We start from the raw sequence: 22,265 nt of genomic DNA on the forward strand, positions 1-22,265 counted from the left end.
TCGGACCGGCCGCCCGCACGGGCCGTCCGGGTACCGACCCCGCCCCCGTCGTCGCCCCGCCCCGCGGGCGATCCCGCCGTCCGGAGAGGAACTGCCGGCCATGGCCTGCGACCTCTGGCTCGTCCCGTTGGTGGACGTGCTGAGCCACAGCCCCGACAACCCCTTCCGGGACGACCTCGCGCTCTACAACGCGGTGCTCACCTCGCGCGGCCTGCCCGAGGTGCCGGTGTACCAGTTCGTCCCGGGTCTGAGCGGGGCGGTCGAGCCGATAGCCGCCTTCGACTACGACTCGCTGCACTTCCTGCGCCGCGCCTACCTGTTGGGCCTCACCGGCCTGGACATCACCCCGGTCGACGCGCTCGGCAGCGACTACGAGCAGCTGCTGGAGATGTTCGAGAGCAGTGCCGAACAGTCGCACCTGGTCTGGCACTTCGACCACGCCGGCGCCTACGTGCCGATCGAGTTCCCGGCCCCGCTGGTGGACGAGACGCTGCTCGCCGCCGGCGGCCCGCTCGGCTCCAGCCACGGGCTGCTGCGCGAACTGCAGGCCGTGGCACCGGCCCTGGGCATCGACCCGCTCAACCCGCCGAGCCCGACCCGACCGCTCGGCCCGACCGGCCTGGAGCAGCCGTTCGGACCGCCGATCGACGACCTGCACCCCTTCGCCCGGGAGCGGCACGCGTGGTCGGGCCTGTACGCGGCGGCGACCCGGAGCCTCGGCCAGGGCTCGATGATCGTCTTCGCCTGACGCCCCGGCATCGCCTCCGGCTCCGCTCCGCGCCGACCCCAGGCCCCCGATCCCCGGGTGCCAGGCCCGTCCGGCTAGCGCAGCGGGCCCTCCGGCGGCCGCTGACGCGGCATGGTGGGCCTCGTCCCCGGCGGCGGCAGCACCCGCACCTGGGCGCCCACCCCGGGTTCGGTGCGGCCGCCCCAGGTCCCCGCGGACTGGGTGGGCAGCTGGGTCATCGAGGCGCGGAACTCCAGCATCCACTCCGAGGTCTCGGTGCGGACCATGTCCGAGACGTCCTCGCAGAACCGGCGCAGCACGCCCAGGCAGCGCTCGGCGGCCTCGCCCGCGGTGCCCTCGGTCGGGCCGAGCACCTCGCGCACGCACTCCGACGCCCAGTCGAACTGGAAGGCCTCCAGGCGGCGTTGGAGCGCCTGCGCGGTGGAGACGTCCCGCATCCAGCCGGAGGTGAGGCCGAAGACCCGGTCGGTGCCGTAGCAGGCGGCGGAGAGCGCGAAGCCCACGTAGCCCCAGGCGGTGCCGTGGGCGAGCGTGCCGGTGAGGCCGACCAGCGGGGCGGTCACCCCGCTCGCCGCGAAGCCGGCCGACCCGAAGCGCAGCAGGCGCGCCCAGCGGCGCTTCCAGATCCGGTCCCGGCGGTACCACTCGATCGCCTCGACCGCCCGCTCCTCGGACCAGCGGTAGAGCTCCTCCAGCCGCTCCGCGGGCTCGCCCCAGTCCCCGAGCGGGAACTGGCGGGCGCTCAGATCGGTCCGGTACCGGGTGGAGGCCCGCCGGGCCACGGCTGCGGCGGGCTGGTCCTCCTCGCCGATCTCCTTGCCCCAGGCACTCTCCTCGGGCTGCATTTCCGGCTGGCTCACCTGTGGGGCTCCCTGTGGCGGGCGGGCGGCATGGTCTGTCGGCGCATCGGCTGACGCGACGTCCGCCGGTGGTTGTCCAACAGCACTTCTTACCGCCAAATGGCTGACCGCGGGGAGCTTCCCCGGTGATCGTTACCGGTTTCGGCCACCGGAACACGAGGTGGGGCGGTTGCGGGGCCCGGCGAGATTTCACCCGTCCGAGCGAGGCGCCGGTGACCCGCCGTCCTGACCCGGACACCCGGCGCGCATCCGACCCGGCCCGGCTTGGAGGATCCTCCTACCTCATCGGTGTACGGACCGCTTCTCCTGGAGGATCCGACGGGACCGGAGAGCGGCCGGAACAGGCCACCGACTACGCTGCCAGGCGTGAAGGTCCTCGTCATCGGCGGCGGCGCCCGCGAACACGCCCTGTGCCGCTCCCTGTCCCAAGATCCCTCCGTGACCGAGCTGCACTGTGCCCCGGGCAACGCCGGGATCGCCCAGGTGGCGACGGTCCACCCCATCGACCAGTCGGACGGCGCCTCGGTCGCCCGACTCGCCGCGGAACTCGGCGCCGACCTCGTGGTGGTCGGCCCCGAGGCCCCGCTGGTGGCCGGCGTCGCCGACGCCGTCCGCGCGGCCGGCATCCCGGTCTTCGGCCCCTCCGGCGCGGCCGCGCAGCTGGAGGGCTCCAAGGCCTTCGCCAAGGACGTGATGGCCGGCGCCGGCGTGCCCACCGCCCGCTCGTACGTCTGCACCACCGCAGAGGAGGCCGCCGAGGCGCTGGACGCCTTCGGCGCCCCCTACGTGGTCAAGGACGACGGCCTGGCGGCCGGCAAGGGCGTCGTGGTCACCTCCGACCGCGCGGCCGCGCTGGCGCACGCCGCCTCCTGCGAGCGCGTGGTCATCGAGGAGTACCTCGACGGCCCCGAGGTCTCGCTCTTCGCCGTCACCGACGGCACCACCGTGCTGCCGCTGCAGCCCGCGCAGGACTTCAAGCGCGCGCTGGACGGCGACGAGGGCCCCAACACCGGCGGCATGGGTGCCTACTCGCCGCTGCCCTGGGCGCCCGCCGGGCTGGTCCAGGAGGTCCTGGACACCGTCCTGCAGCCGACCGTGGACGAGCTGCGCCGCCGCGGCACCGAGTTCTCCGGCCTGCTGTACGCGGGCCTGGCGCTCACCTCGCGCGGCACCCGGGTGATCGAGTTCAACGCCCGCTTCGGCGACCCGGAGACCCAGGTCGTGCTGGCCCGGCTGCGCACCCCGCTGGCCGGCGTCCTGTTCGCCTCCGCCACCGGCACCCTGGACCAGCTGGAGCCGCTGCGCTGGGACGAAGGTGCGGCCGTCACCGTGGTCGTCGCCTCCGAGGGCTACCCGGCCGCGCCGCGCACCGGCGACCCGATCGAGGGCCTCGCCGAGGCCGAGGCGGACGGCACCGCGTACGTGCTGCACGCCGGGACGAGGGCGGACGGGGACGGCCGGGTGCTCAGCGCCGGCGGCCGCGTCCTGTCGGTCACCGCGACCGGCACCGACCTGGCCGAGGCGCGCGAGCGCGCGTACGCGGCGGTGGAGCGGATCTCCCTCAAGGGCGGCCAGCACCGCACCGACATCGCGCTCAAGGCGGCCAACGGCTGACGCCACCGCGACCCCGGCGGCCCCCGTGCGAACCCTTCGCGCGGGGGCCGCGGCCGTGCCGGGCCCGCGGGCGGGCGCCGAAGCGTGGCCGAAGCGGGGCCGAACAACCCGCAGGGCGCAGCGCCCGGGGCGTTTCCGGGGTCGGAGCGTTTCCGGGGTCCGACGCACCGATCGGCGGGCGGATTCCAGCCCATCGGGTGACAGCACCCGCATCCGGCTGACGTAACCCGGCGCCCGGCCTTATGGTGCGCTGGATCGCCGTGCGACGGTGCCGTGCGCCGGGGTCGCCGCCGGGTAGCGGCGCGCCCGCGGGGGGATGCTGGACGGCGATCGGCCGGGTGGTCGCCCGGTGCTTCGCACCGGACCGGTAGCGGCCCCCGGGCGGCGTCGCCGGACCGACCGCGGCGTCACCGCGACGACCGGGCGGTGTCACCGGGACGAGTGGAAACCGGGGCGATCCGGAACGCCCGCCCGGACCGGGGCGTCGAAAATGTCAGTAGCGCCACACAGCATGCACTGCCGGGATCGGACGCCTCCGCTTCCCGGTCGGAACTGATCGTTTCGAGTCGCCTCAGGGCCCGTGGCGGGTGCCCGAGGGCTCCGAAGGGGGTGCCGCACCGTATGGCCGTCGACACCGCGCGCGCTCACGCCCAAGCGGTCCTGCGGATCCGGGGCCTCGCCCTGGCCGTGGCCGTCCTGCCCGCCGCCGTGGCGGTGGTCCTGCTCGCGGGCCGGTTCACCGGCCGGATCGGGGCCGCCGGCTCCTCCGACGCCGCCGGCTGGGACGCCGTCCGGTGGGTGGTCTGCGCGGTCGCCGCGCTGACCCTGCTGGTGGCCGGGCTGACCGCCCGGGCACTGCGCCGGGCCGTCCCGCCGCAGATCCCGGCGGTGCCGGTCGAGCGGGCCGGCGCCCCCGAGCTGTACCGGCTGATCGACGAACTGGCCGAGCGGCTGGACGTCCCGGCCCCGTCGGCGGTGGCGCTCACCCCGGACTGCGACAGCTGGCTGGAGGACGTCGCCCCGCCGCGCCGCCCCCACCCGCTGCGGCCGCACCCCTCGCCCGCCGCGCCGGTCCTGGTGATCGGCTCGCCGTTCCTGTGGTGGATGCGGTCCGGCGAGCTGCGCGCCCTGCTCGCCCCCGTGGTGGCCGGCACCGCCGCCTCCGCCGACCCCGAGATCGCCGCCGCCCGCCGCTTCCTGCGCGCCCTGGACGCCTGTCTGGACTCCGGTCCGGCCGCGGCGCCCGGTCTCGGCGGCGGCACCCTGACCGTCCCGCCGGCCCCGCCCCGCCGGGGCCCGGCCCGGCTCGCCGACCGGATCACCCGGCGGATCGCCCGCCGGCTGCTGGGCGCCTGCCGCGGCCACTCCGCCGAGCTGGAGCGGTCCGTCGCGGGCTGGGCCTCCGAGCAGGCCAGGACGGTCGACTACGGCCTGCGGATCGCCGCCCAGGAGCAGGTCGGCCTGGCCTACGCCGGCTGGGACCGGCTGCTCACCCGGGTCGCGCTGCCCGCCTGGCGGCTCGGCCGCCACCCCGCGCACCTGAACGCCGGCGTGGTCGCCGCGCTCACCGAGCTGTCCCGCCGCGACCGGCTGGCCGACGGTTACGGCACCCGGCTCGGCGACCGCCCGGCCTGCGACCTGTTGGAGGAGCCCGGCGCGGTGGACCGCGCGGTCTCCCGGCTGGCCGCCGAGCTGTTCTTCGGCCGCCCGGCGGCCGGGACCTGGCACGAGCTGGAGTGGGTCGACTACCCGGCCGAGGTGGTGGACGCCGGCTGGCGGGCCAGGGCCGCCGCCCTGCAGTCCGCCCTGGACCGGCTCGCCCCGCAGTCCCGCCCGGGCGCCCCGACCCTCACCCGGCTGCTGGCCCGGCTGGCCGAGGGCGACGGCGAGCGGCTGGCCGCCGCCCTGGCCGCCCAGCTCGCCCGCACCACCACCCCGGCCCCGCTGCTGGAGCCCGACCGCACCGGCCGCGACCTGCTGGTCGACCACGTCACCGCGATGGTCTGCTGCGCCGCCGTGGACACCGCGGGCGGCGCCCCCGGCCTGGACTGGCTGGACGGCCCGGTGCTGCTGCTCGGCGGGGTCCGCCGCACGGACCTGGCCGGCCCGGTCGCCCAGGCGGTGGAGCAGGGCCAGGACGGGCCGCTGCGCGCCTGGCTGGACGCCGCCGAGGTGCGCCTGGAGAAGCCCGTCCGCCTCTGAGGCCCCGGGAGGCCCCGACCGCCCCGGGGCGGCGCTCGGCCCCCGGCACGCGCCCCCGGGGCCCCCGGCCGCCGGCCGTCTCCGCAGGCCGGAGGCCCTGTCCCGGCGGAGCGGAAGATTCCCGACACCAATTGCTACCGTGGGGTGACGGAGCGCCAGCACTGTGTGGTGTATTAGACCGCACGCACATCCGGGGGGCACGTGCCAACCGGGCCTCGGGAGCCGAAGGCGCGCCGGTGCCGAAAGCGACGAGCGACGAGCGAGGGCAGCGAGCGCCGGAGCGAGGAACGTCGACACCGGATCGGGAGCGGCCGGAGGCGAGCGAGGGATTCGCGGAAGTGCACCTGGGAGGGGCGCGTGGGGACCGAACTCAACGGCCGCTGGGAGTCGGGCACGCACGCTTACAGCGTCTCCGACCCTTTCGGCCAGGGCCCGCTGCCCTGGCTGCGCAGCCCCGACCAGTACCTCGCCGGGGCCGAGGGCGCGGTGCCCTGGTACGTCTCGGTGGACGCGCCCGGCCAGCAGCCGCTGTCGGCGGGGGTGCGGCCCAAGCCGCCGGTCGGCACCCCGCAGAGCTCCAACGACGTGGACCAGCAGATCAAGGGCTTCGCCTCGGCGGGGGTGATCCGCGCCGGCGGCTCGGTGGACTTCCGGGTCACCGTCAACCCGCCGCGCGAGTTCACCGTGGACGTCTACCGGATCGGCCACTACGGCGGCGACGGCGCCCGCCACATGACGTCCAGTCCGCTGATCTCCGGTCTGGCCCAGCCCGCGCCGCTGGTGGTCGAGCGGACGGTCTCCTGCCACCACTGGTGGCACTCCTGGCGGTTGCAGGTCCCGCCGCACTGGCAGCCCGGGGCGTACGTGGCCGTGCTGACCACCGCGGACATGCTGCACCGCAGTCACATCCCGTTCACCGTGCGGGACGTCGCCGAGCAGGGGCGGAGGGCCGAACTGCTGCTGGTGGTCCCGGACGTGACCTGGCAGGCGTACAACCTGTTCCCCGAGGACGGCCGGACCGGTGCCAGCCTGTACCACGCCTGGGACGGCCGGGGCGGCCTGGTCGGCGAGCCCGAGGCGGCCGTCACCGTCTCCTTCGACCGCCCGCACGCCACCGCCGGGCTGCCGCTGCACGTCGGCCACGCGTACGACTTCATCCGCTGGGCCGAGCGCTACGGCTACGACCTCTCCTACGCCACTGCGACCGACCTGCACGCCGGGCTGGTCGACCCGGGCGAGCACCGCGCGCTGGTCTTCCCCGGCCACGACGAGTACTGGTCCGAGCCGATGCGCCGGGCCGCCGAGCGGGCCCGGGACGGCGGCACCTCGCTGGTCTTCCTGTCCGCCAACACCATGTACTGGCGGGTGGAGCTGACCGCCGCCGCCTCCGGCGAACCGAACCGGCTGCTCAACTGCCGCAAGCGGCAGAAGGTCGGGCCGGGCAGCCCGGCCGCCGGGGTGCCCGGCGCGGCCAGCGCGCTCTGGCGGGACGCCGGGGAGCCCGAGCAGCACCTGCTGGGCGTGCAGTACTCGGGCCGGGTCGCCGCGCCCGTGCCGCTGGTCGCCCGGCACACCGCGCACTGGCTCTGGGACGGCACCGGGCTGCAGGAGGGCGACGAGCTGCCCGGGCTGGTCGCGGGGGAGGCCGACCGGTACTACCCGAAGGTCGCGCTGCCCGAGCACACCGAGCGGGTGCTGCTGGCCCACTCGCCGTACCGGGACCTGGCCGGCCGCACCCGCTACCAGGAGACCTCGCTGTACCGGGCGCCCAGCGGCGCCTACGTCTTCGCGGCCGGGACCTTCGCCTGGTCGCCCGCCCTCGGCCGCCCCGGGCTCACCGACGAACGGGTCCAGCGGGCCACCGCCAACCTGCTGGACCGCCTCTGCAAGAACTGAGTCCGGGCCGCGCGGGAACCGAGCCCCGGGCTCCCCGGGAGCCCGGTCGGGCGGGCGTGAAAGACTGCGGGGGCAGTGACCTCCCCTTTCGCGGTGCCCCACGCCCGTGAACGACCCCTGAGGACTGAACACCTTGAGCGGATTTGTCACCAAGCCCGAGCCGGTCCAGGTACCCGGCCTGGTCCACCTGCACACCGGCAAGGTGCGCGACCTGTACCGCACCGGGTCGGGCGAGCTGGTGATGGTGGCCAGCGACCGGATGTCCGCCCACGACTGGGTGCTGCCGAACGAGATCCCGGACAAGGGCCGGGTGCTCACCCAGCTCTCGCTCTGGTGGTTCGAGCGGATCGCCGACATCGTCCCCAACCACGTGATCTCCACCGAGGTCCCGGCCGGCGCCCCCGCCGACTGGAAGGGCCGCACGCTGATCTGCAAGAGCCTGGACATGATCCCGGTGGAGGCGGTCGCCCGCGGCTACCTGGCCGGCTCCGGCCTGACCGAGTACGAGGAGAGCCGCACGGTCTGCGGCATCGCCCTGCCGGAGGGCCTGGAGAACAGCTCCGAGCTGCCCGCCCCGATCTACACCCCGGCCCTCAAGGCCGAGGTCGGCGAGCACGACGAGAACGTCCCGTACGAGGAGACCGCCCGCCGGATCGGCGCCGAGCTGGCCAACCAGGTCCGCCGCACCACCCTGGACGTCTACGCCCGCGCCCGCGACATCGCCCGCGCCCGCGGCATCATCCTGGCCGACACCAAGTTCGAGTTCGGCCTGCTGGACGGCGAGCTGATCATCGGCGACGAGGTGCTCACCCCGGACTCCTCCCGCTACTGGCCGGCCGACGAGTACCGGCCGGGCCGCTCGCAGGCGTCCTTCGACAAGCAGCTGATCCGCGACTGGCTGGTCTCCCCGGCCTCCGGCTGGGACCGCTACAGCGAGCAGCCGCCGCCGGAGCTGCCCGCCGAGCTGGTCGAGCGGACCCGGGCCAAGTACATCGAGGTGTACGAGCGGCTGACCGGCACCAGCTGGGTCTGAGCCTCGCCTCCGCCCGCGAGCACCGGATCCGTCAGATCCAGCCGTGCTCGCGGGCGATCCGCACCGCCGCGTGCCGGTTCTCGGCGCCCAGCTTGGTGGCCGCCGAGGACAGGTAGTTGCGCACGGTGCCCTGGGACAGTCCGGCCCGCCCGGCGATCTCCGCGATCGGGGTGCCGTCCGCGGCCAGTTCCAGGACGTCCGTCTCGCGCGGGGTCAGCGGGGTCTCCCCGGCGCTGATCGCGTCCGCCGCGAGCTCCGGGTCCACGTACCGGCCGCCGGAGAGCACGGTGCGGATGATGCCGGCCAGGTCGGCCGCCGAGACGGTCTTCGGCAGGAAGCCGCGCACCCCGACCTCCAGCGCCCGCTTGAGGTAGCCGGGGCGGCCGTGGCCGGTGACGATCATGCAGCGGCAGTCCGGCAGCACCTGGCGCAGCTCGGTGGCCACCTCGATGCCGTCCTTGCCGGGCATCTGGAGGTCCAGCACCGCGACGTCCGGCTGGTGCGCCCGGGCCATCGCCAGCGCCTCCGGGCCGGAGCCGGCCTGGGCGACCACCTCGATGTCCTCCTCCAGCGAGAGCAGCGCGGCCATGGCGCCGCGGATCAGGTGCTCGTCGTCGGCGAGCAGGACGCGCACGGGCGGGGTGTCGGTCATCGGACGGCCTTCCTCGGCAGCGGGGCCCGCGGTGGCGGGGGATCCGCGGGGGCAGCGGGACCCGCAGTGGGAGCGGGACCCGCGGTGGCAGGGGTCAGAGCGGTACGGCGGCGAGCATCCGGAAGGTGCCCGGCACGGCCGTCGGGACGGTCAGTTCGCCGTCGTGGGCGGCCAGCCGCTCGCGCAGGCCGCGCAGCCCGGTTCCGGCGCCCTGGGAGGGCAGCGGGACCTCCGGCACGCCGTCGTTCTCCAGTTCCAGCACCGCCCGGCCGTCCTCCCGCCGCAGCCGGATCCGGCAGTGGGCGGCCTCGCTGTGCCGCAGCACGTTGGTGGTGGCCTCGCGGATCACCCAGCCGAGCACCGACTGCACCGGCAGCGGCAGCCCGTCGGCGTTCTCGCCGAGGTCGATCTCGCAGGCGATGTCGGCGGAGCGCAGTACGGCCCGGGCACCGATCGCCTCGGCGCGCAGGTCGGCGGTGCGGTAGCCGCGGACGACGTCCCGGACCTCGCGCTGCGACTCCTGGGCGATCCGCTGCACCTCGGACATCTGCTCGGCGGCCTCCGGGCGCCCGCGCTTGGCGAGTTGGACGGCGAGCTCGCTCTTCAAGGCGATGGTGGTGAGGTTGCGGCCCATCACGTCGTGCAGGTCGCGGGAGAAGCGCAGCCGCTCCTCGGCGACGGCCAGCCGGGACTGCGCCTCGCGGGCGGTGTCCAGTTCCCAGACGACGGCGGTCACCCACGCGGCGCTGCGGCAGCTGCCGATCAGGACGAAGGTGCCGATGACCGCGCCGACCACCCACCCCGCGGTGGTGAAGAGGTTGATGCCGGCCAGCAGCATCGCGGGAGCGACCGCGAGCGGCGCGGCGACCGCGCCGACGAAGGCCCAGCGCACCGGCAGGCCCACCCCGGCCGGTCCGGTGGCCCCGCCCACCAGGGCGGCGGCGATCACGGTGGTGAACGGCGCGCCGGGATTCGGTGACAGGCTGTCGGAGGACGGTCCGAGCAGCAGCAGGGCCCAGGAGCCCCCGACCGCGAGCGCGGCGTTGACGGCCAGCCAGCGGCGGTGGGGGCTGGGCCGTCCCAGGTAGTGGTCGAGGGAGGTGCGGTAGGCCCGGATGGTGACCAGCACCGAGGCGAGGGAGAGCACCAGGGCGACCCGGGCGAGGGAGGCCGAGCCCGTGATCCGTACCGAGGAGGCGCTGGCCAGCAGGTTCACCGGCAGCCCGATCCACGCGACCAGGTAGAGCGACCAGCGGAAGTACAGCTCGGCGCGTTGCGGCTTGCCGTAGCCCTTCCAGCGGCGGATCGGCCCCCGGACCATCGCAGTGTCCCCCGTCCGAGTCACGATCGTGTCGCTGTCTTCATATCAGAGGCGGGCCGGGGGCGGGTCCTTCGGTTTCCCGTTCGTCCTGGTCGTTCGCCCTGGTCAGCGGCGGGGTTCCCAGCGGAAGTAGCGGACCGCGCCCCAGATCGCGAGGCCCAGCCAGACCGTGCCGGTGACCAGGTGCGGGGCGGCGGCGTCCCAGCTGCCCAGGAAGCCGGTCGGGGCGGCCGAGCCGTCGGTGCCGAACCAGCCGACCCGGATCAGCTGGAAGGCCGGGGTGGTCGGCAGCAGCCGGCAGACGTCGGCCAGCTGGGAGGGCATCACCTCCAGCGGGACGAACAGGCCGGAGCCGAACTGCATGACCAGCATGACCGGCAGGGTGGTGATGCCCGCGCTCTCCACGGTCTTGGTGAAGGCGCTGGACAGCGCGGCCAGGGCGATCATGGTGGCCAGCGTGAGCACCAGGCCGACCAGCATCAGCAGCGGGTTGACCGGCACCGCCAGGTGCAGGCCGAGGCTCCCGCCGACCCCGATCAGGGCGGCCATCAGCAGGCCGAGGGTGAGCGAGGGGACGGCGGTGCCGAGCAGGATCTCCAGGTCCCGGGCCTCGCCGGTGCGCAGCCGCTTGAGCACCAGTTCGCCGCGCCGACCGACGTACGCGGCGGTCAGGTTGTAGTACACGACGAAGGCCAGGACCATCCCGACCGAGCCGTAGACCAGCATCGAGTCGATGTCCAGGCCGGGGGTGTTCTCGGCCTGCTGCTTGAGGATGCTGCGCAGCGAGCCGATCAGCACCACCGGCAGCACCACGGCGGTGAACAGGGCGGTGCGGTTGCGCAGCAGCAGGGTGGCCTCGGCGCGGCCGAGGGCGAGCAGGCGGCCGGCGGTGGTGCTCGGGGCACCCGTGGCGGTGGTGGCTGCGGTGGTCATCGGGCGGATCCGATCAGGCGGCGGCGGGCGGGACGGGTGGGGGCGGCGGGCCCCGCGGGCGGTGTGGCGCCGGGCGGGGCCTGGTGGGCGGCCTCGGAGGCGATGGCGAGGAAGGCCTCCTCCAGCGAGGCGCTGCGGGCGTCCAGGGCGCCGAGCGCGATCCCGTGGTGGCGGGCCCAGCCGAGCAGGTCGGTGAGGGTGTCCTGGAGGCAGGTGCTCTGCACGGTGACCTTGCGGCCGTCGACGGTGACCTCGGCGCCGACCAGGACGGGCAGCGCGGCCCCGGCCCGCCCGTGGTCGAGCAGCTCGGGGAGCTCGAAGGTGATCCGGGAGGGCCGGCCGGCGATCACCTCGGCGACGGTGCCGGTGGTGACGACCCGGCCGCCGTGCATGATGGCCAGTCGGTCGGCGAGCTCCTCGGCCTCCTCCAGGTAGTGGGTGGTGAGCAGCACCGTGGTGCCCTGGGCGCGCAGTTCGCGGACCAGCCGCCACACGGCGGCGCGCGCCTCCGGGTCGAGGCCGGTGCTGGGCTCGTCCAGGAACAGCACCTCGGGGCGGCCGAGCAGGGCCATCGCGAGGTCGAGCCGGCGCCGTTCGCCGCCGGACAGCTGCTTGACCCGGACGTCGGCGCGGTGGCCGAGGCCGACCAGCTCCAGCGCCTCCGCCACCGGGCGGGCGCCGCTGGTCATCCCGGCCCAGGTGCGGCCGGTCTCGGCGGCGGTGAGCTCGCCGGGGAAGCCGCCCTCCTGGAGCATGATGCCGATCCGCGGCCGGACGGCGGCGCGCTCCGCGAAGGGGTCGTGGCCGAGCACCCGGACGCTGCCGGCGCCGGGAGCGGCCAGGCCCTCGATGACCTCCATGGTGGAGGTCTTGCCGGCGCCGTTGGTGCCGAGCAGGGCGAACAGCTCACCGCGGCCGACGGTCAGGTCGACGCCACGGACGGCGTGGTACGCGGCGGCGCCGGTGCCGTAGTGGCGGTGCAGGTCGGTGACCTCGATCACGCTGTCCCCGGGGCGGGCGGGCTGGCTCTTTTCCATGCCCCAAGCCTTCCGCCGCCGGGGCCTTCCGGGCAGTGCGGGCCGTCATCGGTCCGTGCTGCGGATCCACGGGTCGGCGATGACAAATGTCATGGGGAGGAGCGGGGGAGGAGCACGGGAGAACGTGCGGGAATACGCCGAAGACCCCCTCGATCCGAGGGGGCCTTCGCTCTGGAGCGGACGACGAGATTCGAACTCGCGACCCTCACCTTGGCAAGGTGATGCTCTACCAACTGAGCTACGTCCGCATGGTCAGACTATTGAGTTGTGCTGTGCTCGCACACTGCGAGCGGACGACGAGATTCGAACTCGCGACCCTCACCTTGGCAAGGTGATGCTCTACCAACTGAGCTACGTCCGCATGGTGCCTGGTGGGCACCTGCCGCCTCTTTGGATCTCTCCGTTGCGGCGACGAGGAATACTCTACAGCATCGTTCGAGGTGGTCGCCCCACCCTTTCGGTCCAGGCGGGCGGGGCGACCTGGGGCGTGCCCCGACGGGGTCAGTTCGCTTCGGCGAACGCCTCGTAGACGTGCTTGGGGATGCGACCGCGGGCCGGGAGTTCCATGCCGCGCGACAGGGCCCAGGCGCGCACGGCGGCCGGGTCCGGGGTGAGCGCGGTGCGGCGGAAGGACTTTCCGGTGCGGCTCTGCCGACGGCCGGCCGCGACGAACGGAGCGAGGGCCTCCCGCAGCTTTTCCGCGTTGTCCACGGACAGGTCGATCTCGTACGACTTCCCGTCGACACCGAAGTGGACGGTTTCCGCTGCGGCACCGCCGTCCAGGTCGTCGGAGAGCGTGACAACTACACGCTGAGCCATGGGTGTCAATCCTCTCGGGCAATTCGGCCGCCGGTTCGCGGAGTGCGCCCGCCGGCCTGATGTGCACCCACTCGCGCAAGCGCATACGGGCAGGCCTGGTGGCCCGCCGGATACGCAGCACTTGCCGCGACAGGTGGCCCTATTCTGCACCCGAAGGGGGTCGAAATCGAAGAGTTCGGCATTCTTTTCCGGATATTCACGAGTCTTCGCGGCACTGCCGGATACCGGAGTGCGGGACGGGAGGATCTGTCCCCAAGTGCCGTATTCGGGTGTTCTTCGGGCAGCGCGGTTCGGGGCCCCGAATCCCGGGAAACGGGGCCGCCCGGGCGGGGGGTGGGGGCGTCGGATCCCTTGTGGCGTAAGGGGCCTGGGTCTACGCGCGTCACCCGCCCCGGCCAGCAATCCTGCCCCGAACGGCCGGTAGTCTGGAGTTCCCCCGCCTCACCGAAGACACCACCGGGAGTGCCAGTGGCACGCGTCGTAGTCGACGTCATGCTCAAGCCGGAGATCCTCGACCCCCAGGGCCAGGCGGTGCAGCGTGCACTGCCCCGTCTCGGATTCACCGGGATCGCCGACGTCCGCCAGGGCAAGCGTTTCGAGCTGGAGCTGGAGGGTCCGGTCGACGACGCCGCGCTCGCCCGTATCCGCGAAGCCGCCGAGACCTTTCTCGCCAACACCGTGATCGAGGACTTCACCGTCCGGGTCGAGGAGGCGGCGAAGTGACCACCCGCGTAGGCGTCGTCACTTTCCCCGGTTCCCTCGACGACCGCGACGCCCAGCGCGCGGTCCGCCTGGCCGGCGCGGAGCCGGTCGCCCTCTGGCACCGTGACAAGGATCTCCACCAGGTCGACGCCGTCGTCCTGCCGGGCGGATTCAGTTACGGCGACTATCTGCGCTGCGGCGCGATCTCCCGCTTCTCGCCGGTGATGGAGACCGTCATCGAGCAGGCCCGGCTCGGAATGCCGGTGCTCGGTATCTGCAACGGCTTCCAGGTGCTGTGCGAATCGCACCTGCTGCCCGGCGCGCTCACCCGGAACGACTCGCTGCACTTCATCTGCCGCGACCAGAAGCTCCGGATCGAGAACGCGGGCACCGCCTGGACCGGGGATTACTCGGTGGGCCAGGAAATCGTCGTCCCGCTCAAGAACGGCGAGGGCCGCTTCGTCGCCGAGGCCCACGTCCTGGACGAGCTGGAGGCCGAGGGCCGGGTCGTGGCCCGATACCTCGACGTCAACCCGAACGGTTCGTACCGCGACATCGCCGGCATCACCAACGCCGCCGGCAATGTCGTCGGCCTGATGCCGCACCCGGAGCACGCCGTGGAGCCGCTCACCGGTCCGACCACCGAGGGACTGGGCTTCTTCACTTCCGTCCTCAAGCAGCTGGTGAACGCCTGATGAGCCTCGACACCGTCAAGAACGCCGAGCAGACCCCGGACACCGCCCAGCCGTGGGCCGAACTCGGCCTCAAGCAGGACGAGTACGCGCGCATCCGGGAGATTCTCGGCCGCCGCCCGACCGGCGCCGAACTCGCGATGTACTCGGTCATGTGGTCCGAGCACTGTTCGTACAAGAGCAGCAAGGTCCACCTCAAGCAGTTCGGCGAGAAGAAGCCGGATTCGGACGCGATGCTCGTCGGCATCGGCGAGAACGCCGGTGTGGTCGACGTCGGCCAGGGCTACGCGGTGACCTTCAAGGTCGAGTCGCACAACCACCCGTCGTACATCGAGCCCTACCAGGGCGCGGCCACCGGCATCGGCGGCATCGTGCGCGACATCCTGGCGATGGGCGCCCGCCCGGTCGCCGTGATGGACCCGCTGCGCTTCGGTGCGGCCGACCACCCGGACACCCGGCGCGTGCTGCCCGGCATCGTCGCGGGCATCGGCGGCTACGGCAACTGCCTGGGCCTGCCGAACATCGGCGGCGAGGTCGTCTTCGACTCCTGCTACCAGGGCAACCCGCTGGTCAACGCGCTGTGCGTGGGCGTCATGAAGCACGAGGACATCCACCTCGCGCAGGCCTCCGGCGCCGGCAACAAGGTCATCCTGTACGGCGCCCGCACCGGCGGCGACGGCATCGGCGGCGTCTCGGTGCTGGCCTCCGAGACCTTCGACGACACCAAGCCGACCAAGCGCCCCGCCGTCCAGGTCGGTGACCCGTTCCAGGAGAAGCTCCTGATCGAGTGCACCCTGGAGATCTTCCGGGAGAAGCTCGTCAAGGGCATCCAGGACCTCGGCGGTGCCGGCCTGTCCTGCGCCACCAGCGAGCTGGCCTCGGCCGGCTCCGGCGGCATGCGGATCGACCTCGACACCGTGCACCTGCGCGACCACACGCTCTCGCCGGAGGAGATCCTCATGAGCGAGTCGCAGGAGCGCATGTGCGCGATCGTCGAGCCCGACAAGGTCGCCCGCTTCCTGGAGATCTGCGAGAAGTGGGACGTCATCGCCAACGTCATCGGCGAGGTGACCGACGGCGAGCGCCTGGAGATCTTCTGGCACGGTGAGCTCGTGGTGGACGTGCCCCCGCGCACCGTCGCCCACGACGGCCCGGTCTACCAGCGCCCCTACGCCCGCCCGAGCTGGCAGGACGCGCTCCAGGCCGACGCCCCCACCGCCGAGCGGCTGGCCCGCCCGACCACCGGCGAGGGCCTCAAGGCCGACCTGCTCAAGGTCGCGAGCCACCCGAACCAGGCCTCCAAGTCCTGGATCACCGACCAGTACGACCGCTACGTGCTCGGCAACACCGTGCTCTCGCACGGCGAGGACTCGGGCATGATCCGGATCGACGACGAGACCAACCTCGGCGTCTCGGTCGCCACCGACGGCAACGGCCGCTACGCCAAGCTGGACCCGTACACCGGAGCCCAGCTGGCCCTGGTCGAGGCCTACCGCAACGTCGCGGCCGGCGGTGCCAAGCCGCTCGCGGTCTCCGACTGCCTCAACTTCGGCTCCCCCGAGGACCCGGACGTGATGTGGCAGTTCGCCGAGGCCACCCGCGGCCTGGCCGACGCCTGCCTGGTGCTCGGCACCCCGGTCACCGGCGGCAACGTCTCGCTGTACAACCAGACCGGCGAGGTCGCCATCCACCCGACCCCCGTGGTCGCGGTGCTCGGCGTCATCGACGACGTCACCCGGCGCACCCCGGTCGCCTTCGCCGAGGAGGGGCAGCTGCTCTACCTGCTCGGCGACACGGCGGACGAACTCGGCGGCTCGGCCTGGTCGCAGGTCGTCCACGACCACCTCGGCGGCCTGCCGCCCGCGGTGGACCTGGAGCGCGAGCGGCTGCTCGGCGACATCCTGATCGCCGCCTCGCGCGACGGCATGATCGACGCCGCGCACGACCTCTCCGACGGCGGCCTCGGCCAGGCGCTCGTGGAGAGCTGCCTCAAGGGCGGTCACGGCGCCCGGATCGTCGTGCCCGAGGGCACCGACCCGTTCGTCCTGCTGTTCTCGGAGTCGGCCGGCCGCGCCGTCGTGGCGGTGCCGCGCAGCGAGGAGCTCCGCTTCAACGACATGTGCACCGCGCGTGGCCTGCCGGCCACCCGGATCGGTGTCGTGGACGGCGACAGCCTCGACGTCCAGGGGCAGTTCAGCGTCACGCTGGCCGAGTTGAAGGACGCCCACACCGGCGTCATCGAGGCCCTGCTGGCCTGACCGGCGATTGTCGAGGGGCGGACGGTTCAGTCGAACCGTCCGCTCCTCGGCGTATGTTGGCCCCATGCCCGCCAAGTCCCGTACGTACCAACCGCAGAAGGTCCGCGCCGCGCTGGCCGCCCAGACCGGGGCGCTGCGCGCCGCCGTGGCGGGCCTCGGCGACGAACAGCTGGACCTGCCGACCAGGTTGGGGGACTGGCGGGTGCGGGAGCTGCTCGCCCATCTGGCCGTCCAACTCGACTTCGTCCCCGCGCACCTGGACGATCCGCTCCAGGGGCGCCCGCCGCTCGACCTGCCGGGCTGGGTGGCGGCGGTCGGCACGGTGGCGCCGCTGCTGGACGAGCAGGCCCGGGACCGGGCCGCGGCGGACTTCGGCGGGGACGCGGCCGCCGTCGCGGCGGCCTTCGGGCGGGCCGCCGACGCGCTGACCGGTCTGCTGGCGAAGCCCGAAGCCGCCGACCCGGTACGGCGGTTCGAGATCCGGCTCGGCTCGATGACGCTCGCCGACATGCTGGTCACCAGGCTGGTGGAGACCGTCGTGCACGCCGACGACCTGGCCGACGCCCTCGGCGCCGCCGCGTTCCCGCACGAGCGCCAGGCCCTCGCCGCCGTCACCCGGCTGCTCGCCGACGCGCTGGCCGTCCGGGCCCCTGGCGGCGCGGTCGAGCTGCGGATCCCGCCGTACGCCGTCGTCCAGGCCGTCGAGGGCCCCCGGCACACCCGGGGCACCCCGCCGAACGTGGTCGAGACCGACCCGCTGACCTGGATCCGGCTGGCCACCGGCCGGCTGCCCTGGGCGGCGGCGGTGGCCGACCACCGGGTGTCCGCCTCGGGGGAGCGCAGCGACCTGGGGGCGTACCTGCCGGTGCTGGGGTAGCGGCCCGAACCGGACGCGTCCTAGTGCAGCTGGTCGACCAGGGCTGCGGCGGCCTTGCGCAGGGGTTCGCCGGTGAGGGCCTGGTCCGGCTCGCCGGTGCCGGGGTTCTGGGACAGCATCAGCACGATGTCGCCCTCGCCCTGGTGCGCGATCCGGGCGAGGGCCGCGGTTCCCTTGCTGCCGAGGATCCGGGTCTGGCCGGGGCCCGGCTGCTCGGTGGCGACCTGCTGGAGCTCGGCGACGGACAGCTCCGCGGCGCGCCGGATGCCCGGCAGGAGCATGTTGACGGCCACCCCGGACTGCGGGACGGCGAACAGTTCGAGGTCCAGCCGCGCCGTGCCGACCTGGTAGGCGCAGCTGACGTCGGCGTTCGGCGGAGTGGCCGGGATCGACGGCATGGTCGGCGGGTGGCTCGCGCCGGACGGCCACGGCTGCGGCGGCAGGCCGTCGCCGACGCTGCCCTGCACGGCGTGCCCGTCGTACTCGTGGTCCGGGGTGACGGTGCCGGGGATCCCGGCCGCCTGCAGCGCCTTGCCGAGGTCGAGGCCGAACGGGCAGGTGTCCTGCTTGTCCTGCTGGAGCTTCTCGGCGGTCGAGCGGACGGAGCCGTAGGACAGTGCGCCGGGCCCGGGGACGCCCCCGGTCGAGGACGAGCAGGCGGCGGCGCCGAGGGCGATCCCGGCGGCGGCGAACACGGCGGTGAGCTTTCGGCGGTGGGCAGCGGTCATGGTCGCAGGGTAGGCGCCGGGGGTCCCGGCCAACTGCCGATCAGGTCTCAACTCCGTTCCGAAGCGCGGCGCCGGACGCTCCTCAGGGCACGGCCGGGCCGCTCAGGTAGGTGCCCTCGGCGGAGTACGGCCAGGCGTTCGGCGTGCAGCCCTTGAGGCCGTAGATCTGCTGCATCATCGCGGGTGCGGGCTTGCCCGGGCCGGGGCAGGTCTCGTGGCCGTGGCCGATCCGGTGGCCGACCTCGTGATTGATGATCAGGGCCCGGTACTCGTCCAGCGGCCCGTCGAACTGGGGTGAACCGGTGTTCCAGCGCTTGGAGTTGACGAGCACCTGGTTGCCGACGTTGCAGTTCACCTCGCCGTGGGTGTCCAGGCCGGAGGCGCCGCAGATCTTGTCGACGGTTGCCGGGGAGGCGATCTTCACGGTGAAGTCGTAGGAGCCGCCGGCGACCAGCTGGAAGGCGTTCTTGCGGTCGTTGGTCCAGCCGCGGCGGTCGCCCAGGAAGCCGTGGATCTGCGCGGCGGCGGAGGCGGCGTCGATGCCGATGCCGTCCTCGACCTCCACCCGGTAGCGGCGCACGGTGCCGCGCCCGACCGCCTTGGCGTTGGCGGGGGCGGTGCTGAACGTGCCCGAGCCCTTGGTGGGGCCGGGGTCCGGGGCGGTGGGCGTCGGCGTGGGCGTGGGCGTCGGGGTGTTCACCGGGGTCGGGGTGGGGGCCGCCGACGGGGTGCCGGGTGCCTGTTCGGCGGGCGGGGCGAGCCGGGCCTGGGCGGAGGCGGCGGGGGCCGGGGCGTCCGGGGAGCGCTCCAGGGCGAAGGCCGCGGCGCCCAGCAGCAGCACGGAGGCCACCAATGCCGTGAGCATGCCAGGTCCGATCCGGCGGGATGCCCGGCGACGGCGTCTGCTGCGAGCGTTCTTGGACTGAGTGGCTCGCCGGCGGGCGGATCTGGCTGCGGGCACGCGCCACACCCTGACATGGCGAACGGGTGAATGTCCATATACCCGGTATGCAACCTTCGGGGCCCGTCGTGCGTTGGGCGGCGCTCGTCGGGCCGGCGGGCGGCCGATCACCGGGGGGCGGTTGACCCCAGGGCCCCGAATGGCAGACTGCACCCATGGCGATCCACAGGAATCTTCTCGACGGCCCCGAACCGACCCTGCTGCCCGAGGACGAGCAGCCCTACCGGATGCTGGCGGAGGAGTCCGCCTCACCGACCCAGGTGGCCGCGGAGTTCCCGACCTTCTGCCTCGCCTGGGCCATGCTCGCCGACGACGCCTACGCCGCCGGCCGGTACGTCGAGTCGTACGCCTACGCCCGCACCGGCTACCACCGGGGCCTCGACGCGCTGCGCCGCAACGGCTGGAAGGGCCACGGCCCGGTGCCGTGGGAGCACCGCGGCAACCGCGGCTTCCTGCGCTGCCTGGCGGCGCTCGCCCGGGCGGCCGGCGCGATCAAGGAGACCGAGGAGGAGGCCCGCTGCTGGCAGTTCCTCAAGGACAGCAGCGCGGAGGCGTACGCGGAGCTCAAGCAGTCGACCGAGCTGTAGGCACCCCGACGGTGTGACCGTGCCCCCGGTGGACGATCCACCGGGGGCACTCAGCACTCCGGGCGCCGGTCGTGCCGGCCGCCGGTTACTTCAGGCGCTTGCCGGCCGAGCGCAGCTGCTCGGCGGCCTCGCGCACGCGGGCGGCCATGCCGGCCTCGGCCAGCTTGCCCCAGGTGCGGGGGTCGTAGGTGTTCTTCTTGCCGACCTCGCCGTCGACCTTCAGCACGCCGTCGTAGTTGGCGAACATGTGGCCGGCCACCGGGCGGGTGAAGGCGTACTGGGTGTCGGTGTCCAGGTTCATCTTCACGACGCCGTTCTCCAGCGCGGTGGCGATCTCCTCGGTGGTCGAGCCCGAGCCGCCGTGGAAGACGAAGTCGAACGGGTCGGTCCGGCCGTACTGCTTGCCGATCGCGTCCTGCAGCTCGCGCAGCAGCTCCGGCTTGAGCACGACGTTGCCCGGCTTGTACACGCCGTGCACGTTGCCGAAGGAGGCGGCCAGCAGGTAGCGGCCCTTCTCTCCCAGGCCCAGCGCCTCGGCGGTGCGCACCGCGTCGTTGACGGTGGTGTACAGCTCGTCGTTGATCTCGTGGGTGACGCCGTCCTCCTCGCCGCCGGTCGGGGTGATCTCGACCTCAAGGATGATCTTGGCGGCGGCGGCCTGGGCCAGCAGCTCCTGGGCGATCTCCAGGTTGTCGGCGAGGGTCTCGGCCGAGCCGTCCCACATGTGCGACTGGAACAGCGGGTTCTGGCCCTTGGCCACGCGCTCGGCGGAGACCGCCAGCAGCGGGCGGACGTAGCCGTCCAGCTTGTCCTTCGGGCAGTGGTCGGTGTGCAGCGCGACGGTGATGTCGTACTTGGCGGCGACGATGTGGGCGAACTCGGCGAGCGCGACCGCGCCGGTGACCATGTCCTTGCTGTGCTGGCCGCCCAGGAACTCCGCGCCACCGGTCGAGATCTGGATGATGCCGTCGCTCTCGGCCTCGGCGAAACCGCGCAGCGCGGCGTGCAGGGTCTGCGACGAAGTGACGTTGATGGCCGGGTAGGCGAACTTGCCCGCCTTGGCCCGGTCCAGCATCTCGTTGTAGACCTCGGGAGTTGCGATGGGCATGCGATCCGCTCCTGTCGGGTTGCGGCGTACGGACGGTGCTGTCCGACGCTGTGTACGCCTTCGTGACGACTCCGTGCCGGCCCGCCGACGCGCGGCGCTGCGGTGTGGCTCTCCGGCACCAAGGTTCGAGGCGACCTCCGCGGTACGGCCATGAGGGTGGTGGGCCGCTGCGGACCGGACGCCGGTGTCATCTTCCCAGACTCGTGCCCGCAGGTCAGCAGGAGCCCGTCTGTCGGGACGGCGTACCGGACGGCGCGGCCGGAACTCGTCGGCGGTTCCGCGCCCACCGGCCCGGTCCGCGCTCCCGGTCGGCGCTCCCGGTGCACGCTCCCGGTCCGCGGCCTCGGCCGGACGTCACCGGAAAGGTACGCCCGCTATCCTGCGCCCGTGGACTACAACCAGCTGGCCGTCAACGTGCTCGACGCCAAATCCCTGATCTCGTCCCTCGGCGCCATCGGGCTGATCGCGATCATCTTCGCGGAGACCGGCCTGCTGGTCGGCTTCTTCTTCCCGGGTGACTCGCTGCTGATCCTGGCGGGCGTGGCCGCCTCGAACGCGGCCTCCTCGGTGCTCGGCGACGGTGCGAAGCTGCCGATCGCCGTGCTGCTCGTGGGCTGCCCGATCGCGGCGATCGCCGGTGCCCAGCTGGGGCACCTGATCGGTGTCAAGGTCGGACCGAGGATGTTCGACAAGCCCGATTCGAAGATCTTCCGCCGCGAGTACGTGGTGAAGGCGGAGGAGTACTTCAACAAGTTCGGCTCGGGCAAGGCCGTGGTGCTGGCCCGCTTCATGCCGATCATCCGGACCTTCCTGAACCCGGTGGCCGGCACCCTGGAGATGCCCGCGAAGACCTTCTTCGTGTGGAACGTCGTCGGCGGCGTGCTCTGGACCGAGTCCATGCTGCTGATCGGCTACTTCTTCGGCGACGCGCTCGCCCCGGTGATCGACAAGTACCTGATCCCGGCCGTGCTGCTGATCGTGCTGCTGTCGGTCTCGCCGATCCTGGTCGAGGTCGTGCGGGAGCGCCGCAAGAAGAAGGCCGGCATCGTCGAGGCCCCGGCCGGCGACGCGGTGCAGAGCGGCAGCGGGCGGCACCGCCGCGGCTGAGGCTGCACGGCGTACGGCTGCACGGCGCGTACGGCTGCACGGCTTCACGGTGCAGTGACGGAGGGCCGGGCCCCGTTCCACGTGGTTTCACGTGAAACAGGGCCCGGCCCTCGGTGTTGCCAGGGGTGCC

The 22,265-nt window shown here is 73.5% G+C and carries 20 protein-coding genes and 2 tRNA genes; 11 read left to right on the plus strand and 11 right to left on the minus strand.

The window, feature by feature from the left end; genetic code table 11:
• Positions 1-100 precede the first annotated feature (100 nt).
• Positions 101-748 (plus strand): hypothetical protein, encoded by a 648-nt coding sequence (locus tag ACFXPX_RS17660; protein WP_375882807.1) that lies wholly within the window; start codon positions 101-103, stop codon positions 746-748.
• Positions 749-822: 74 nt separating this feature from the next.
• Here the strand turns inward: ACFXPX_RS17660 and ACFXPX_RS17665 are convergent, their stop codons facing one another.
• Positions 823-1,608, minus strand: a complete 786-nt coding sequence (locus ACFXPX_RS17665; protein ID WP_375882804.1) for an SLATT domain-containing protein — start codon at positions 1,606-1,608, stop codon at positions 823-825.
• Between the two features lie 366 nt (positions 1,609-1,974).
• Here ACFXPX_RS17665 and purD point away from each other — a divergent pair, with 366 nt between their 5' ends.
• The 4 genes from purD to ACFXPX_RS17685 all read left to right on the plus strand — a co-directional run bounded on the left by purD (position 1,975) and on the right by ACFXPX_RS17685 (position 8,353).
• Complete coding sequence (purD, locus tag ACFXPX_RS17670; protein ID WP_375882802.1) at positions 1,975-3,222, plus strand: phosphoribosylamine--glycine ligase; 1,248 nt, start codon at positions 1,975-1,977, stop codon at positions 3,220-3,222.
• Positions 3,223-3,843: 621 nt separating this feature from the next.
• Entirely contained in the window at positions 3,844-5,424 is a 1,581-nt protein-coding gene (locus ACFXPX_RS17675; protein ID WP_380523803.1) for a hypothetical protein, read from the plus strand.
• Between the two features lie 357 nt (positions 5,425-5,781).
• Complete coding sequence (locus tag ACFXPX_RS17680) at positions 5,782-7,320, plus strand: N,N-dimethylformamidase beta subunit family domain-containing protein (RefSeq protein WP_380642090.1); 1,539 nt, start codon at positions 5,782-5,784, stop codon at positions 7,318-7,320.
• Positions 7,321-7,453: 133 nt separating this feature from the next.
• Positions 7,454-8,353 carry a phosphoribosylaminoimidazolesuccinocarboxamide synthase gene (locus tag ACFXPX_RS17685; RefSeq protein ID WP_375882793.1) on the plus strand — a complete coding sequence of 300 codons (900 nt, stop codon included), beginning with the start codon at positions 7,454-7,456 and terminating at the stop codon, positions 8,351-8,353.
• Between the two features lie 31 nt (positions 8,354-8,384).
• On the opposite strand, the gene ACFXPX_RS17690 is transcribed toward ACFXPX_RS17685, so the two are convergent.
• The 7 genes from ACFXPX_RS17690 to ACFXPX_RS17720 form a co-directional block, all read right to left on the minus strand.
• Positions 8,385-9,005 carry a response regulator gene (locus ACFXPX_RS17690; protein ID WP_380642092.1) on the minus strand — a complete coding sequence of 207 codons (621 nt, stop codon included), beginning with the start codon at positions 9,003-9,005 and terminating at the stop codon, positions 8,385-8,387.
• A 94-nt stretch (positions 9,006-9,099) separates the two neighbouring features.
• Positions 9,100-10,326: a sensor histidine kinase gene (locus ACFXPX_RS17695; RefSeq protein ID WP_380523808.1), complete on the minus strand. Its 1,227-nt coding sequence runs from the start codon at positions 10,324-10,326 to the stop codon at positions 9,100-9,102.
• Between the two features lie 105 nt (positions 10,327-10,431).
• The gene (locus tag ACFXPX_RS17700; protein WP_380523810.1) at positions 10,432-11,259 is read right to left on the minus strand and encodes an ABC transporter permease; all 828 of its coding nucleotides are present in this window, start codon (positions 11,257-11,259) and stop codon (positions 10,432-10,434) included.
• Positions 11,256-12,296: an ABC transporter ATP-binding protein gene (locus ACFXPX_RS17705; RefSeq protein WP_380523812.1), complete on the minus strand. Its 1,041-nt coding sequence runs from the start codon at positions 12,294-12,296 to the stop codon at positions 11,256-11,258. The genes ACFXPX_RS17700 and ACFXPX_RS17705 overlap by 4 nt, the downstream gene beginning before the upstream one ends.
• 172 nt (positions 12,297-12,468) lie before the next feature.
• A tRNA-Gly gene (locus ACFXPX_RS17710) sits at positions 12,469-12,544 on the minus strand.
• 40 nt (positions 12,545-12,584) lie between these two features.
• A tRNA-Gly gene (locus ACFXPX_RS17715) sits at positions 12,585-12,657 on the minus strand.
• A gap of 140 nt (positions 12,658-12,797) precedes the next feature.
• Complete coding sequence (locus ACFXPX_RS17720) at positions 12,798-13,115, minus strand: Lsr2 family protein (RefSeq protein ID WP_030056585.1); 318 nt, start codon at positions 13,113-13,115, stop codon at positions 12,798-12,800.
• A gap of 468 nt (positions 13,116-13,583) precedes the next feature.
• On the opposite strand from ACFXPX_RS17720, the gene purS reads away from it, so the two are divergent.
• From purS to ACFXPX_RS17740, 4 genes are all read left to right on the plus strand, one after another.
• Positions 13,584-13,838, plus strand: a complete 255-nt coding sequence (gene purS, locus ACFXPX_RS17725) for a phosphoribosylformylglycinamidine synthase subunit PurS (protein ID WP_030278336.1) — start codon at positions 13,584-13,586, stop codon at positions 13,836-13,838.
• The gene (purQ, locus tag ACFXPX_RS17730; protein WP_375882778.1) at positions 13,835-14,512 is read left to right on the plus strand and encodes a phosphoribosylformylglycinamidine synthase subunit PurQ; all 678 of its coding nucleotides are present in this window, start codon (positions 13,835-13,837) and stop codon (positions 14,510-14,512) included. Before purS ends, purQ begins: the two co-directional genes overlap by 4 nt.
• Entirely contained in the window at positions 14,512-16,767 is a 2,256-nt protein-coding gene (gene purL / locus ACFXPX_RS17735) for a phosphoribosylformylglycinamidine synthase subunit PurL (protein ID WP_380642094.1), read from the plus strand. The genes purQ and purL overlap by 1 nt, the downstream gene beginning before the upstream one ends.
• Before the next feature lie 64 nt (positions 16,768-16,831).
• Positions 16,832-17,644: a sterol carrier family protein gene (locus ACFXPX_RS17740; RefSeq protein WP_380523817.1), complete on the plus strand. Its 813-nt coding sequence runs from the start codon at positions 16,832-16,834 to the stop codon at positions 17,642-17,644.
• A gap of 20 nt (positions 17,645-17,664) precedes the next feature.
• Here ACFXPX_RS17740 and ACFXPX_RS17745 read toward each other — a convergent pair whose 3' ends face one another.
• Together ACFXPX_RS17745 and ACFXPX_RS17750 are read right to left on the minus strand one after the other, a co-directional pair.
• A complete protein-coding gene (locus ACFXPX_RS17745) occupies positions 17,665-18,372 on the minus strand; it encodes a hypothetical protein (RefSeq protein WP_380642096.1) in 708 nt (235 codons plus the stop codon).
• 82 nt (positions 18,373-18,454) lie between these two features.
• Positions 18,455-19,237, minus strand: a complete 783-nt coding sequence (locus ACFXPX_RS17750; RefSeq protein ID WP_380523820.1) for a DUF3152 domain-containing protein — start codon at positions 19,235-19,237, stop codon at positions 18,455-18,457.
• Between the two features lie 251 nt (positions 19,238-19,488).
• On the opposite strand from ACFXPX_RS17750, the gene ACFXPX_RS17755 reads away from it, so the two are divergent.
• Positions 19,489-19,920, plus strand: a complete 432-nt coding sequence (locus ACFXPX_RS17755; protein WP_380523822.1) for a DUF3151 domain-containing protein — start codon at positions 19,489-19,491, stop codon at positions 19,918-19,920.
• Between the two features lie 85 nt (positions 19,921-20,005).
• On the opposite strand, the gene fbaA is transcribed toward ACFXPX_RS17755, so the two are convergent.
• Complete coding sequence (gene fbaA / locus ACFXPX_RS17760) at positions 20,006-21,028, minus strand: class II fructose-bisphosphate aldolase (protein ID WP_375882760.1); 1,023 nt, start codon at positions 21,026-21,028, stop codon at positions 20,006-20,008.
• Between the two features lie 387 nt (positions 21,029-21,415).
• Between fbaA and ACFXPX_RS17765 the strand changes: the two genes are divergently transcribed.
• Positions 21,416-22,135 (plus strand): DedA family protein, encoded by a 720-nt coding sequence (locus tag ACFXPX_RS17765; protein ID WP_375882757.1) that lies wholly within the window; start codon positions 21,416-21,418, stop codon positions 22,133-22,135.
• Positions 22,136-22,265: the final 130 nt, after the last annotated feature.

It is taken from the genome of Kitasatospora sp. NPDC059146 (genome assembly GCF_042786665.1).
GTDB lineage: Bacteria > Actinomycetota > Actinomycetes > Streptomycetales > Streptomycetaceae > Kitasatospora.